Source organism: Streptomyces sp. VTCC 41912, assembly GCF_045799175.1.
Classification (GTDB): Bacteria; Actinomycetota; Actinomycetes; order Streptomycetales; family Streptomycetaceae; genus Streptomyces; species Streptomyces albulus_C.
The window spans coordinates 1-14,272 of record NZ_JBJMAB010000012.1; the positions used below are offsets into that span (position 1 = coordinate 1).

The 14,272-nt window shown below is 69.7% G+C and carries 9 protein-coding genes and 1 pseudogene; 7 read left to right on the forward strand and 3 right to left on the reverse strand.

From position 1 onward, the window contains the following. The 3 genes and pseudogenes from ACJ6WD_RS19030 to ACJ6WD_RS19040 form a co-directional block, all read right to left on the reverse strand. Nucleotides 1-544: pseudogene (locus tag ACJ6WD_RS19030) on the reverse strand (hypothetical protein); the annotation flags it as partial. 343 nt (nucleotides 545-887) lie between these two features. Further along, nucleotides 888-1,871, reverse strand: a complete 984-nt coding sequence (locus tag ACJ6WD_RS19035; protein ID WP_331246679.1) for an FG-GAP-like repeat-containing protein — start codon at nucleotides 1,869-1,871, stop codon at nucleotides 888-890. A gap of 92 nt (nucleotides 1,872-1,963) precedes the next feature. After that, nucleotides 1,964-5,404, reverse strand: coding sequence for a GH92 family glycosyl hydrolase (locus tag ACJ6WD_RS19040; protein WP_407616219.1), 3,441 nt, complete (start codon nucleotides 5,402-5,404; stop codon nucleotides 1,964-1,966). Between the two features lie 463 nt (nucleotides 5,405-5,867). Here ACJ6WD_RS19040 and ngcE point away from each other — a divergent pair, with 463 nt between their 5' ends. The 7 genes from ngcE (at nucleotide 5,868) to ACJ6WD_RS19075 (ending at nucleotide 14,052) form a co-directional block, all read left to right on the forward strand. After that, nucleotides 5,868-7,301, forward strand: coding sequence for an N-acetylglucosamine/diacetylchitobiose ABC transporter substrate-binding protein (gene ngcE / locus ACJ6WD_RS19045; protein WP_407616220.1), 1,434 nt, complete (start codon nucleotides 5,868-5,870; stop codon nucleotides 7,299-7,301). 63 nt (nucleotides 7,302-7,364) lie between these two features. Beyond that, nucleotides 7,365-8,288 (forward strand): carbohydrate ABC transporter permease, encoded by a 924-nt coding sequence (locus ACJ6WD_RS19050; RefSeq protein ID WP_016575515.1) that lies wholly within the window; start codon nucleotides 7,365-7,367, stop codon nucleotides 8,286-8,288. A gap of 11 nt (nucleotides 8,289-8,299) precedes the next feature. Next, entirely contained in the window at nucleotides 8,300-9,175 is an 876-nt protein-coding gene (locus tag ACJ6WD_RS19055; RefSeq protein ID WP_407616221.1) for a carbohydrate ABC transporter permease, read from the forward strand. Between the two features lie 234 nt (nucleotides 9,176-9,409). Further along, on the forward strand, nucleotides 9,410-10,609 hold the full coding sequence (locus tag ACJ6WD_RS19060; RefSeq protein WP_233657824.1) for an ROK family transcriptional regulator: 1,200 nt from the start codon (nucleotides 9,410-9,412) through the stop codon (nucleotides 10,607-10,609). Nucleotides 10,610-10,806: 197 nt separating this feature from the next. Then, on the forward strand, nucleotides 10,807-11,850 hold the full coding sequence (locus ACJ6WD_RS19065; protein ID WP_233657942.1) for a substrate-binding domain-containing protein: 1,044 nt from the start codon (nucleotides 10,807-10,809) through the stop codon (nucleotides 11,848-11,850). 130 nt (nucleotides 11,851-11,980) lie between these two features. Then, entirely contained in the window at nucleotides 11,981-12,781 is an 801-nt protein-coding gene (locus ACJ6WD_RS19070) for an ATP-binding cassette domain-containing protein (RefSeq protein WP_233657825.1), read from the forward strand. Then, complete coding sequence (locus ACJ6WD_RS19075) at nucleotides 12,778-14,052, forward strand: sugar ABC transporter permease (protein WP_233657826.1); 1,275 nt, start codon at nucleotides 12,778-12,780, stop codon at nucleotides 14,050-14,052. The genes ACJ6WD_RS19070 and ACJ6WD_RS19075 overlap by 4 nt, the downstream gene beginning before the upstream one ends. Nucleotides 14,053-14,272: the final 220 nt, after the last annotated feature.

A 14,272-nucleotide genomic window follows, 5' to 3' on the forward strand; every position in this document is an offset into this window, starting at 1 on the left:
CGCCGTTGCGGTCGCGGGCGAGGATGTCGTACTCCTTGGCGCCGCCGAGGTTGCCGGGGGAGAGCACCTTGTCGTAGGCGCTCCACCCGCCGCCGATCCGGACGCTGTCCGGGGTGGCGGCGTTGCTGAAGTACAGGTTGCCGCTGGGGTCCCAGAGCCAGACGCCGTCGGCGATGCCGTCGGCGTCGTTGTCCACCGCCTGCTGGTTGGCGCGCACGTCGCCGAGGTCGTCGACCTTCTGGCGGGCCGTGAACTTGCCCGAGCCGTCGACGTCGTAGACGTAGGTGGCACCGGAGGACTCCACGCCGAAGAGGGTGAAGACCGGGTTGGCCGCGCTCGGACCGCCGGCGGTGACGCCGGTGATCGCCCGGGGGGCCTTGGCCGGCGCCTGCGGGGTCGCCTGGACGGCGTTCCGGGCGGCCGAGCCGGGGTTGTCCGCCGCGAAGGAGGTGCCGGCAGCGGTGCCGGCCAGTGCGACGGCGATGGCCGCGGTGGCGAGACGGGACAGGGCACGTCCGCGCTTGCGGCCGAAGGGTATTGCCACGTAGTTCTCCGTGGTTGGGATCGAGAGGGACCCGGGACGACGACGGCGCGCCCCCGCAGGGGCGCGCCGAAGGTCTCCGGAGCTCAGGATCTTCCGCAGGGCTCCTTCACGTGTCAACTACTTTGCCGGGTCTGTGACCAGCCATCTCTCCGCCCGTACAACCTTTTCGCCGGTGACGATTCGGTACCTGGCGGTGCGAAACGGGCCAACCGATCGAGAAGACGCGGGTCCGGCGGTCCCGGACGACGGACCGACCGATCCGTGTGTCCGGCGGTGTCCGGGTTGTTCCGTCCTGTGATCCTTCCAACACCGGCGCCCCTCGCGGGGTGACCGGCCATGGACTTCAGAACATCAGGCGGTAGGTCTGGTAACCCCAACCGAGCTTGACGGGCTTGGCGTACGGCGCCCGGGCGTTGCCGGTGCCCTTGTAGAGCATCAGCTCGCCGCCGGCGGTGCGGGCCAGCAGGTCGGCGTTGCCGTCGCGGTCCACGTCGCCGGTGGAGAGCAGGTAGTTGTAGGAGTTCCAGCCGGCGCCGATCTTCTGCCGGGCCTGGAACGGGGCCTTGGGGTTGCCGGTGCCCTGGTAGAGCCACAGGACGCCCGCCTTGTCGCGGGCGACGATGTCGGTCTTGCCGTCACCGGTGAGGTCGCCCTGGCCGGCTATCTGGGTGTACGCGCCCCAGCCGGCGCCGATCTTGATGCGCGGTGTCACCTTGCCGTTGGGGTAGGCGAGGTAGACGTACAGCACGCCGGACTTGTCGACGGCCATGATGTCGGATTCCTTGGCGCCGCCGAGGTCGCCCGGGGACAGGACCTTGTCGTAGGTGTTCCAGCCGCCGCCGATGAGGCGGGTCTCCGCCTCGTCCAGGGTGAAGTCGGAGTAGAAGAGGTTGCCGTTGAAGTCCCAGGTGTAGAGGCCCTCTTCGTAACCGTCCTTGTTGTGGTCGACCCGCTGGGCGGCCTTGAAGACGTCCCAGTCGAACCACCTGTACTCGCGCGCGTCGAAGCCGCTGCCGTTCGACTCCTGCATGTAGAGGTCGCCGTTGCGGTCCACGCCGGAGAAGGGGAAGAAGGGGGCGCTCACCTCGCCCGGTGCGGCGTACCCCATGCGGCTGCGGGGGGCCTTCGGGGCGCCGGGGGTGGCCGACTTCAGTGTGTCGACGTTCTTCAGGGGTGCCGGGACGGGGGCCGGGGTGTCGGCGACGGCGGTTCCCGCGGTGGTGCCCAGCAGGGTCGCTGCGAGCACTGCGGTCGCGAGCCGGGTGAGCGCGCGGCCACGCTGACGGCCGGGAAGGAAGCCCACGTGAATCTCCAGTTGTTCGGACATGGGTAGCGCCATGCCCTATACCAGGGCATGGCGCGGCATTTACCCAATCTTTGCAACCGAACGATTATCCGTCAAAGGGGATAACCGGCTCGTTAGTGCACGGAAGCCCCAACTGGCCCGTGTTGCCCCAGCAGTTCGGTCTCGGCGAGGGGTGCCGGGTGGGGCAGGGTGAGGCGGTAGTGGCGGTGGGTACTGGGGGCGGGCAGGGAGAAGGGGCGGGTCTGGCGGTCCCAGGCGAAGCGCTGGTTGGTCCGGTGGTCCAGGGGGAACCAGTGCGTGCCGTCGTCGGAGCCTTCCAGCAGCCATTCCCCGGGAGCCTTCGAGGCGGTCGCGGAGGTGAGGGTGTACGAGGAGACCGTGGAGCCGGCCGGGACGGTGAAGGTCGCGCGGGAGACCGTGGCGGAGGTGTCCGACGTGTCGTCGGTCAGCGGGCCGCCGTCCGGGACGGTCAGGTCCGTGGGCGGCGTCGGCACCGCGTCGTCCTTGGTGACGGAGGTCGGCGCGGCGTCCGGCCCGGTGGCCCAGGTGGAGGGGCGCGGTCCCATGGTGAAGTCCAGGGTTCCGCCGCGGGCGAGCAGGGCGTGCGGCAGGGCGGTGCGGTTCCACGGCCGGCCGTTCACCTTCAGGCCCTGTACGTAGACGTTGCGGGCGCTGTTGCCGGGCGCGTTGACGACGAGGTCGCGGCCGTTCTCCAAGTGGACGGTGGCCTTGGTGAACAGCGGTGAGCCCACCGCGTACTCGCCCTGGCCCATCACCAACGGATAGAAGCCCAGGGCGCTGAAGACGTACCAGGCGGACATCTCGCCGTTGTCCTCGTCGCCCGGGTACCCCTGGCCGATCTCGCTGCCGAGGTAGAGCCGGGAGAGCACCTCGCGGACCTTCGCCTGCGTCTTGGCGGGCTGCCCGGCCGCGTCGTAGAGGTACGCGATGTGGTGCGATGGCTGGTTGCTGTGCCCGTACATGCCCATCCGCACGTCGCGGGCCTCGGTCATCTCGTGGATGACGTCGCCGTAGGAGCCGGCGAACTGCTTGGCGGCGGTCTCCGGGGTGCTGAAGTAGGCGTCCAGCTTCTTCGCCAGGCCGGCCCGGCCGCCGTAGAGGTTGGCCAGTCCGCGGGTGTCCTGCGGGGCGGTGAAGGCGAACGTCCAGGCGTTGGTCTCGGTGTAGTCGTAGCCCCAGACGCGGGGGTCGAAGCGGTCCGGCGGCAGCCGCCAGTCGCCTTGGGCGTCCTTCCCCTGGAAGAAGCCGGTGCGGGGGTCGAAGAGCCGCACGTAGTTGCGGGCCCGGCCCAGGAAGTACCGCGACTCCTCCTTGTACCGGGGGTTGTGGGTCTTGGCGTAGAGGGCCTGTCCCATCCGGGCGATGCCGAAGTCGTTGAGGTAGCCCTCCAGTGCCCAGGACGCGCCCTCGCGGGTGTCGGTGCTGGTGTAGCCGAGGAACGGCGCGGTGGCCATGCCCTTCCGTCCGACGCCGGCGGACGGCGGGGCGACGGTGGCGTTCTTGACCGCCGCGTCGTAGGCCGCCGCGGCGTCGAACCGCACGCCCTTGACGTAGGCGTCGGCGAACGCGACGTCCGAACTGGTCCCGGTCATCAGGTCCGCGTAGCCGGGCGAGGACCAGCGGGAGATCCAGCCGCCGTCCTTGTACTGCTGGACGAACCCGTCCACCATCTTCCCGGCCCGGCCGGGGGTGAACAGGGAGTAGGCCGGCCAGGTCGTGCGGTAGGTGTCCCAGAAGCCGTTGTTGACGTACACCGCGCCGTCGACGATCTTCGCGCCGGTGCGGGTGGGGGTGTCCGGGCCGACCGGCGGCGAGAACGGGCTGGCGTACCGGATCCGCGAACCCACCTGCTCCGAAACGGAGTTGGGATAGAGGTACAGCCGGTAGAGGTTGGAGTAGAGGGTGGTCAGCTGGTCGCGGGTGGCCCCCTCGACCTCGACGCGGCCCAACAGCGCGTCCCATTGGGCGCGGGCGCGGTCCCGGACGGTGGTGAAGGAGGTGCCGTCGGGGATCTCCCGGGCGAGGTTCGCCTTCGCCTGCTCGACGCCGATCAGCGAGGTGGCCAGTCGCAGCGTCACCGTGCGGTCCGCGCCCGGCCGCAGCCGCAGGTAGCCGGTGACGTCCTTGCCCCCGCCGCCCGGCAGCGGTCCGCTCGCGGTGACGGGCGCGTCCACCACGCCGTAGACGAACAGCCGGCCGGCGCCGACCGAGAGCCCGCTGCGGACGTCGGAGTAGCCGGAGAGGACGCCGTGCGCGGGGTCCAGGGTCAGACCGCCCTTGTTGCTGACGTTGTCGAAGATCAGGTTGGCGTCGGCGCCGGGGAAGGTGAACCGCATCGCCGCCGCGTGGTCGGTCGGCGCGATCTCGGTGCGCAGGCCGTTGTCGAAGGTCACCGCGTACTGGTACGGCCGCGCGGTCTCGCGCTCGTGGTGGAAGGGCAGCGCTCGCCCGGTGCGCGAGGCGTCCGGGGTGCCCGCCGCGGTGGACGGCATCACCTGGAAGGTCTGCCGGTCGCCCATCCAGGGGCTCGGCTCGTGACTGGCGCTGAACGCCTGGAGGGTGGGGAGGTTGTCGGCGTTGTTCTTCCGCGCGTACTCGTAGAGCCAGTCGGTGGAGCCGGCGTTGGTCACCGGCGTCCAGAAGGTGAAACCGTTCGGCACGGCGGTGGCGGGGAAGGTGTTGCCGCGCGAGAAGCTGCCGCTGGAGAGGGTGCCGCGGGTGGTGACGGCGTGGTCGGAGAGGTGGGCGAACGGCTTCTCCGGGGCCTTGGGGCCGAGGGCGACGTCGTCGAGCCAGCCGCGGAAGGCCGGCGCGGTGCGCGGCGCCCGGGGCGCGTCGTAGGCGAGCAGGATCCGGGCGACGGTCTTCCCGGCGGCGACCGCGCCGATCCGGGACTCCCGGGCGTTCCACTGGTTGACGTAGAGCGTCTTGGCGGCGGCTTGGCCCTGCGGGGTCAGCCGGGCCCCGTACTGGTCGGTCGCGGCCAGCTCGCTCAGGTACGTCCCGTCGGTGAAGGCCAGGTCGACCGCGACGTGGGTGGCCGGGTAGTCGAGGTCGGTCCCGGACATCTGCGGGAACAGCTTGTACGAGAGCGTGGTGGTGGGGGTGACGGGGACGTGCACGGCGAACAGCTTGTTGTACGAGTAGGCCCGGCCGGCGGCGGTGTGCGTGCCGGCGTAGCGCAGCGCGTGGCCGCCGGTGAACCCGGCGTGCGCCTTGGCGGTGGGGGAGTCGGCGGGGCCGGTGTCGGGGGCGGTGTCCATGCCGGGCCCGCCGGGCGCGGAGGCGGCGGCGACGCCGGAGGTCCGGGGGCGGCCGTCCGGGCCGGTCTCGACGGTGTCGGTCCAGTCCGGTGCGGGCTGGCCCGGTTCGAAGGAGGAGCGGAACTGCGCTGCGGTGCCCGGTGGTTGGGGCGGCGCCGCCTGGGCCGGTCCGGTCGTGCCCGGCCCCACCAGGACGAGCAGGGCGGCCGCCGCGAGGGCGGCGGGGCGGGCGATCCTCCGCAGTGGACTGTGCCGGTGTCTGTGCCGCACGCGCGAGCCCTCTCAACGGGATTGACATCGTTGTCAGTTGCGTAGTGCAGAGATAAGTAAGGTGCGCGGCGGCGCGGGTGTCAAGGGTGTGGCGGCGCGCCGCCGACGCTCGTGTCGCGGCCCCGGCCCCTTGCGAGCGGTCGGGCTCGTGCCCGGCGGCCGCACCCTCGATCCGGGCGCACCGCAGGCGCATGTCGGAGAGGTCTCAACTAGGGAAAGACTCCCGGCCAACTCGGTGCACGATCTTGCCCGTTCGGCTGGAAGTGGACTATACCTATCGGCGTCCGATACCGGCCGTACGACCGCCAGGCCGGATTCCGGGGGGAAAGCGGGGGCGTCGGAATTTCCCGCATATCCCTAGCTCGCCCGGTGCACATCCCGTACAACTCAGCTTCATCTGACCCGCGGTGCCGGGGTGGCTCCGGTACACCGCCTGAGTCCTGAAGAAGGCGAGGACTTGAGCATGGGATCCACCTCAGAAGTAGGCCGTCGCGATCTGGTCAAGCGGGCCGCGGCCCTGGGAATTCTCGCGGTACCGACCATGGGCGCCCTGTCGTCCTGCGCCACCGGGGGCGGCGGCGGCACCGAGGACGGCACCAAGAACAAGGGCGCCACCTCGGCCAGGAATCCGCTCGGCGTGAAGAACGGCGTGTCGCTGGAGGCATTCATCTTCAAGGGGGGCCTCGGCGACCAGTACGCCAAGGACGCCGAAGCCGACTACAACAAGACCTACGGCACGACGGTCAAGCACACCGGAACCCAGCAGATCGGCCCGAAACTCCAGCCGCGCTTCGCCGGCGGCAATCCGCCCGACCTGATCGACAACTCCGGCGCCGACCACCTCGACATGAACACCCTTTCCGCACAGGGGCAGTTGCAGGACCTCACCGCACTGCTGGACGCCCCGTCGATGGACGACCCGAAGAAGAAGGTGCGGGACACGCTTTACCCCAGCACCATCGAAAAGGGCAAGCACAAGGACACCTTCGACGTCTTCTACTACGCCTTCACGGTGTACGGCACCTGGTATTCCAACAAGCTGCTGAAGGACAAGGGCTGGGCCTATCCCACCTCCTTCGACGAGATGATCAGCCTCTGCGCCGAGATCAAGAAGGCGGGCATCGCGCCCTGGACGTATCCGGGGAAGTACCCGTACTACGTCCACTTCAACGTCTTCGCCCAGATCGCCAAGATCGGCGGCCTGGACAAGTGGATCGCCATCGACAACCTGGAGCCGGGCGCCTGGACCTCCAACGACGCGGTCAAGCAGGTCATCGGGCACTACGAGGAGCTGGCCGCCAAGGGCTACTTCCTCGAAGGCAGCCAGGGCCTGACGCACATCCAGTCGCAGACCGCCTGGACCCGCGGCAAGGCGGCCTTCATCCCCAACGGCTCCTGGGTGGAGAACGAGGCCGCGCCCACCACCCCGGCCGACTTCGACATGGCCGTCGGCCCGCTCTTCAACGGCGGCACCGGCGACAGGATGCCGCACGGCACGCTGCGCGCCGAACCCAGTGAGCCGTTCATCGTCGCCAAGGGCGGCAAGAACCCCCTCGGCGGCATGGAACTGCTGCGCATCATGCTCTCCAAGAAGCACGCGCAGAATTTCGCCACCAAGGTCAAGTCGCTCACGTCCGTCCAGGGCGCGACCGACGGAATGCAGCTCTCGCCGGGCCTGGCGTCCGCCGCCAAGTCCGTCAAGGAGGGCGGCAAGAACCTCCTGATGATCCAGCTCCAGGAGTGGTACCCGAAGTTGACCGACGAAAAGCTCGGCGGACTCACCAGCCAGCTCCTCACCGGTGAACTCAAGGCCGCGGACTGGATCAAGAAGGCCCAGCAGTACGCGGACGAGGTCGCGAAGGACAGCTCCGTCACCAAGTTCCACCGCGCCACCTGACCGAGCTTCCCGACCGGGGATCCATCCACGTTCCACCGCTGACGAGGGAGGGCCGGGGAGCTCATGCGCCACGGCAAGTACCGATTCATCGTGGGGTTCCTGGCCCTGCCCCTGCTGCTCTACGGGATCTTCGTGATCTCACCGTTCGTCCAGGCGTTCCAGATTTCCACCACGGAATGGAGCGGCCTGCGCGGCACCGCCAAGAGCGTCGGGCTGGGCAACTACGGAAAACTGCTGCACAGCGATGAATTCTGGAATGCGCTCAAGCACAACGTCGTCATGCTGGTGTTGGTGCCGATCGCCACGCTGGCACTGGGGCTGTTCTTCGCGTTCATGCTGAACGTCGGCGGCCGCTCCCGCCGCGGCGCGGTCATCACCGGCGTCCGCGGCGCGACGTTCTACAAATTCGTCTACTTCTTCCCGCAGGTCATCTCGATCACCATCATCTCGGTGATCTGGTTCAACATCTACAATCCGGATCCGCACGACGGCATGCTCAATTCCCTGCTCGGCGTGCTCGGCCTGGATTCCCTGCAGAGCGCCTGGCTGGGGGAGGGGAGCCTGGCCCTGGCCTGCATCATGCTGGTGATGGTCTGGGCCAACGTCGGCTTCTACGTCGTGCTGTTCTCCGCCGCCATGGCCTCCATTCCCCGGGACATCTACGAGGCCGCCCTGCTCGACGGCGCGGGCCGTTCGCAGACGTTCTTCCGGATCACCCTGCCCCTGCTGTGGGACACCGTGCAGACGGGCTGGGTCTACATGGGCATCATCGCGATGGACGCCTTCGCGCTGGTGCAGATCATGTCGGTCAACATGGGCGGTCCGGACGGCGCGACCGACGTCGTTCCGCTCCGCCTGTACCTGACCGCCTTCCGCGACAGTCAGTTCGGCTACGCGGCCGCGATGGGCGTCGCCATGCTCGTCGTCACGCTGCTGTTCGCCGTCCTCACGATGCGCTTCGCGCGCCGTGAGCGGATCGAGTACTAGGGGCAGGGCGCATGACGACACGAACCACCGCGGCACGGCCGCGCCGGACCTCCGAGGGCGGCACGCTCAACGTCTTCTCGCACGGCATGCTCGTCGTGTGGGCGCTGATGGTGGGCATGCCGCTGCTGTGGGTGCTGTGGAGCTCCTTCAAGAGCAGCGGCGACATCCTCACCTCCCCGTGGTCCCTCCCGGGCAAGCTCCACTTCGAGAACTGGGTCAACGCCTGGGAGAAGGCCAACATCGGCAAGATGTTCCTCAACACCCTCATCGTGGTGGGCGGTTCGCTCACCGGGACGATGGTGCTGGGGTCCATGGCCGGCTACGTCCTGGCCCGCTTCCAGTTCCCCGGCAACCGCCTCATCTACTACCTCTTCGTCGCCGGCATGTCCTTCCCGGTCTTCATGCTGGTGATCCCGCTCTTCTTCGTGCTGCGGGACTTCCCCGGCGTCCCGCTGCTGGCGACGTACCAGGGCCTGATCGCCGTCTACATCGCCTACTCGCTGCCGTTCACCGTCTTCTTCATGACGGCGTTCTTCCGCACCCTGCCCACGTCGGTGGCGGAGGCGGCGATGATCGACGGCGCCTCGCACGTCCGGACGTTCTTCCAGGTCATGCTGCCGATGGCCAAGCCGGGCCTGATCAGCGTCGGGATCTTCAACTTCCTGGGGCAGTGGAACCAGTACCTGCTGCCGATGGTCCTCAACCAGGACGAGGACAAGTACGTGCTCACCCAGGGCCTGGCCAACCTCGCGCTGCAACAGGGCTACCAGGGCGACTGGGGCGGGCTGATGGCCGGCATGATGATCGCGATGCTGCCGGTGCTGCTCGTCTACGTCCTCTTCCAACGGCAGGTGCAGGCCGGGCTGACGGCGGGCGCGCTCAAGTAGCCCGCCGGCCCCGCCCGGGCCGCACGGGGGAGGGCGGTTTCCCACTCAGTGGGACCGTCCTCCCCGCATGCCCGGGCCGCCGGTTCCCCCCGGCCTCAACGCCTTGACGGGACTTCCCCGCTGGAGTTCTTCTTAGAGTTCACATGTTGAAATCGGTTGCCGCCCCCCGATGACGCGGGTGCGGCCGGCGGGCAGTCGTCGCACTGTCCGCCCCAGGCGGGAGTGGATGAGTCGATGGAGACTCCGGGGTCGCAGTCCTCGCTGCACCGGGCCAATCTGGAGCGGGTGGTCCGCGCGGTGCGCATGGCGGGCTCGCTCACCCAGGCGGAGATCGCCCGGAGCACGGGGCTGTCCGCGGCCACCGTCTCGAACATCGTTCGTGAGTTGAAGGACGGCGGGACCGTCGAGGTGACGCCCACCTCCGCGGGCGGCCGCCGGGCGCGCAGCGTCTCGCTGTCCGGCGACGCCGGCATCGTGGTGGGCGTCGACTTCGGCCACTCCCACCTGCGGGTGGCGGTCGGCAACCTCGCCCACGAGGTGCTCGCCGAGGAGGCCGAGCCGATCGACGTGGACGCCTCCGCCGCCGAGGGCTTCGACCGGGCCGAGCGGCTGGTCAGCACGTTGATCGCGCGCACCGGGATCGATGCGGACAAGGTCATCGGCGTCGGGCTGGGCGTCCCCGGCCCGATCGACGTGGAGTCCGGCACCCTGGGCTCGACCACGATCCTGCCGGGCTGGTCCGGGACCAACCCCGGCGAGGAGTTGTCCGGGCGGCTCGGCGTCCCGGTCTACGTCGACAACGACGCCAACCTCGGCGCGCTCGGCGAGCTGGTGTGGGGCGGCGGGCGCGGCGCGGCGGACCTGGCGTACATCAAGGTGGCCAGCGGCGTCGGCGCCGGGCTGGTGATCAGCGGCCAGATCTACCGCGGCCCGGGCGGCACGGCCGGCGAGATCGGGCACATCACCCTCGACGAGTCCGGCCCGGTCTGCCGCTGCGGCAACCGCGGCTGCCTGGAGACCTTCACCGCGGCCCGGTACGTCCTGCCGCTGCTCCAGCCGAGCCACGGCCCCGACCTCACCATGGCGCGGGTGGTCCAGCTGGCCCGCGAGGGCGACCCGGGGTGCCGGCGGGTGATCGCGGACGTGGGCCGGCACATCGGCAGCGGCGTGGCGAACCTCTGCAACCTGCTCAACCCCAGCCGGGTGGTGCTCGGCGGCGACCTCGCCGAGGCCGGCGAACTGGTCCTCGCGCCGATCCGGGAGTCGGTGTCGCGGTACGCGATCCCCAGCGCCGCACGGCAGTTGGGCATCGTGCCGGGCACCCTCGGCGGCCGCGCCGAGGTGCTGGGCGCGCTCGCCCTGGTGCTGAGCGAGATGGGCGATTCGACCCTGCTCGACGGGGCCCGGAACCCGGACGCGCCCGCCCTGACATGAGCGGCTTAACTTCAGGCCCCTAACGCATGGCACCGTTGTCATCTCGTTAAGGATTTACTCCTTGACGGTCGGCTGGCGGCCGAGTTGACTTCCAGCCACCTCGGCCGCAACGACGCGGCCATGTCAGGGAGGCACCCCCAATGAATGCGCTGAATGTGTGGACGCGTCGCGTCGTCATAGGCACCGCCGCCGTCTCGATGGCCCTCTTCGTGGCCGCCTGCGGCAAGGCCGGCGACGGCGGTACCAGTGGTGGTGACGGAAAGACCATCGGCCTGTTGCTGCCGGAGAACAAGACCACCCGTTACGAGACCTTCGACCGGCCCCTGATCACGAAGAAGATCGAGGCGCTCTGCGGTGACTGCAAGGTCAAGTACAACAACGCCGACCAGGACACCCAGAACCAGAAGAAGCAGTTCGACGCCCTGATCACGCAGGGCGTCAAGGTGATCATCCTGGACCCGGTCGACTACAAGGCCACCAAGTCCTGGGTGAACCGGGCCGCCAAGCAGGGCGTCAAGGTCATCGCCTACGACCGCCTGGCCGAGGGCGAGATCTCCGCCTACGTCTCCTACGACAACGAGAAGATCGGCCGCCTCCAGGGCGAGGCGCTGGTCAAGGCGCTCGGCGACCGGGCAAAGGACAGCAACGTCGTCATGATCAACGGCTCGCCGACCGACCCCAACGCGCCGTTCTTCAAGCGGGGCGCCCACAGCGTCCTCGACAAGCAGGTCAAGAAGGTCGTCTACGAGCAGGACATCCCGGACTGGTCCTCGGACGAGGCCAACAAGAAGATGGCCGCCGCCATCGACTCGCTCGGCAAGGACGCCATCCAGGGCGTCTACTCCGCCAACGACGGCATGGCCGGCGGCATCATCACCGCCCTCAAGCAGCAGGGCATCAAGGTCCCGGTCGGCGGCCAGGACTCCGAGCTCGCGGGCCTGCAGCGGATCCTCAGCGGCGACCAGACGTTCTCGATCTACAAGCAGATCCAGCCGCAGGCCGACACCACCGCCGAGATCGCGGTCCGGCTGCTCAAGGGCGAGAAGACCGACTCCCTGACGCCCACCAAGGTCGACAGCCTCAGCGGCGAGGTCAAGGGCATCCCGGCCAAGCTGTACGACGCCCAGGTCGTGACCAAGGACAACATCAAGGACACGATCGTCAAGGACAAGGTCTACCCCGCGAGCCGGATCTGCATCAGTGACGTCAAGGCGGCCTGCGCGGCGGCGGGCATCAAGTAGGGCGGGCGGCGGGCGTCGTCCGGCCCGCCACCGACCCGCCCCCGCCGGCGGCCCCCCCCGGCCGCCGCGCCGGGGCCCGCACCCCCGCACTCGCACCACCATTCCCGCCGCAGCGACGGCGGTGAAGGAGATGATTCACGTGTCCGCTCCGCCCGTCCTGGCGTTGCGCGGGGTCTCCAAGCGGTTCGGCGCCGTCCAGGCGCTCACCGACGTCACGCTGGAGATCCACGCCGGTGAGGTGGTCGCCCTCGTCGGCGACAACGGCGCCGGGAAGTCCACCCTCGTCAAGACCATCTCGGGCGTCCACCCGGTCGACGACGGCGTCGTCGAATGGGAGGGCGCGCCGGTCCGCATCGCGAAGCCGCACGACGCCCAGGACCTCGGCGTCGCCACCGTCTACCAGGACCTCGCGCTCTGCGACAACCTCGACGTGGTCGCCAACCTCTACCTCGGCAGCGAGCTTCGCACCGCCGGCGTCCTCGACGAGATCGCCATGGAGAAGCGGGCCAAGGAGCTCCTGGACACCCTGTCCATCCGGATCCCCAGCGTCCGCATCCCGGTGGCCGCGCTCTCCGGCGGTCAGCGGCAGGTCGTCGCCATCGCCCGCGCGCTGATCGGCGAGCCGAAGGTCGTCATCCTCGACGAGCCGACCGCCGCCCTGGGCGTCGAGCAGACCGCGCAGGTCCTCGACCTGGTCGAGCGGCTGCGCGAGCGCGACCTCGGCGTCATCCTGATCAGCCACAACATGGCCGACGTGCAGGCCGTCGCGGACCGGGTCGCGGTCCTGCGCCTGGGCCGCAACAACGGTGTCTTCGACGTCGCCGACACCTCCCACGAAGAGATCATCGCCGCCATCACCGGCGCCTCCGACAACGCCGTCACCCGTCGCCGGGCGCGCACCGACCAGCTGAAGAAGGAGGCCGGGGCATGAGCGAGCAGCAGACCGCCGAGGCCGAGCCGAAGGCCGCGCAGCCGGCCGCCGTCGACCCCCGGCTGCTGGTCCGGGAGAAAGGATTCGCCGGCTACCTCGACGAGTTCGCGCGCCGGCTGCGCGGCGGCGAGTTGGGGTCCCTGCCGGTCGTCATCGGCCTGGTCGTCATCGCGGTCGTCTTCCAGCTCAAGAACAGCAGCTTCCTCTCCGCGGACAGCCTCGCCAACATCGGGGTCTACACCTCCGGCATGGGCATCATGGCCGTCGGCATCGTCTTCGTCCTGCTGCTGGGCGAGATCGACCTCTCGGTCGGCTCGGTCGCCGGCGTGGGCGCGGCGGTCTGGGCGGTGCTGAGCGTCACCCACGGACTCGACGACGGGCTGTCGGTGCTGATCGCGGTGGCCGCCGGCGCCGTCATCGGTGCCCTCCACGGGTTCTTCTTCGCCAAGATCGGGGTGCCCGCGTTCGTCGTCACCCTGGCCGGCTTCCTGGGCTGGAGCGGCCTGCAGATCTGGCTGATGGGCAAGGAAGGCTCCATCAACACGCCCAGCGGCAGCCTGGTGGAGGACCTCACCGGCTACTACTTCGAGGACAAGGCCGCCGCCTACGGCCTGGCACTGGTCGCGGTGCTCGCCTACGCGGGCTCGCTGCTGCTGGACACCCGGCGCCGCCGGGCCGCCGCCCTGCCCTCCCGGCCGCTCAGCGAGGTCCTGCTGCGCACCGGCGTGGTCGCGGTGCTCGCCTTCGCGGTCGCCTACGTCCTCAACGAGCCGTCCGGCGCCCGCGGCCTGCCGCTGGCCCTGGTGCTCTTCCTCGCCGTCCTGGTCCTCGCCGACTTCGTGGTGCGCCGCACCGCCTTCGGCCGGCAGATCTTCGCGGTCGGCGGCAACGCGGAGGCCGCCCGGCGGGCCGGCATCAACGTCAACCGGGTCCGGATCACGGTCTTCGCGATCTCCGGGATGCTCGCCGCCTTCGGCGGCCTGTTCATCGCCAGCCTCTCCGGCGGCGCCACCAAGAACCTGGGCTCCGGCAACACCCTGATGAACGTCATCGCGGCGGCGGTCATCGGCGGCACCAGCCTCTTCGGCGGCCGCGGCAAGATCTGGTCCGCGCTGCTGGGCATGCTGGTCATCCAGTCGATCCAGCAGGGCCTGAACCTGCTCGGCATGGCCAGCGAGATCCAGTACATGATCACCGGCGCGGTGCTGCTGGCCGCCGTGGTGATCGACTCGTTGTCGCGCCGCACCCAGAAGACCGCCGGGCGCAGCTGACCGCCGGCCGGTCGGGCGGCACCGTCGCGCCTCGGGCCGCGCAATGTCGTAAGACGGCAACAGTCTCCGGAGCCCGGCGGAATCCGGCCCCCCTCGGACGCGGTCCGAGGGGGGCCGCGCCATGCCCGGGGCATCCGCCGCCACGAGCCGAAACGGCGTGCGAGACGACCGTCACCCGAGTGACATACATCGCCGGGCCCGGCCGCGCCGGCGGCGGGCG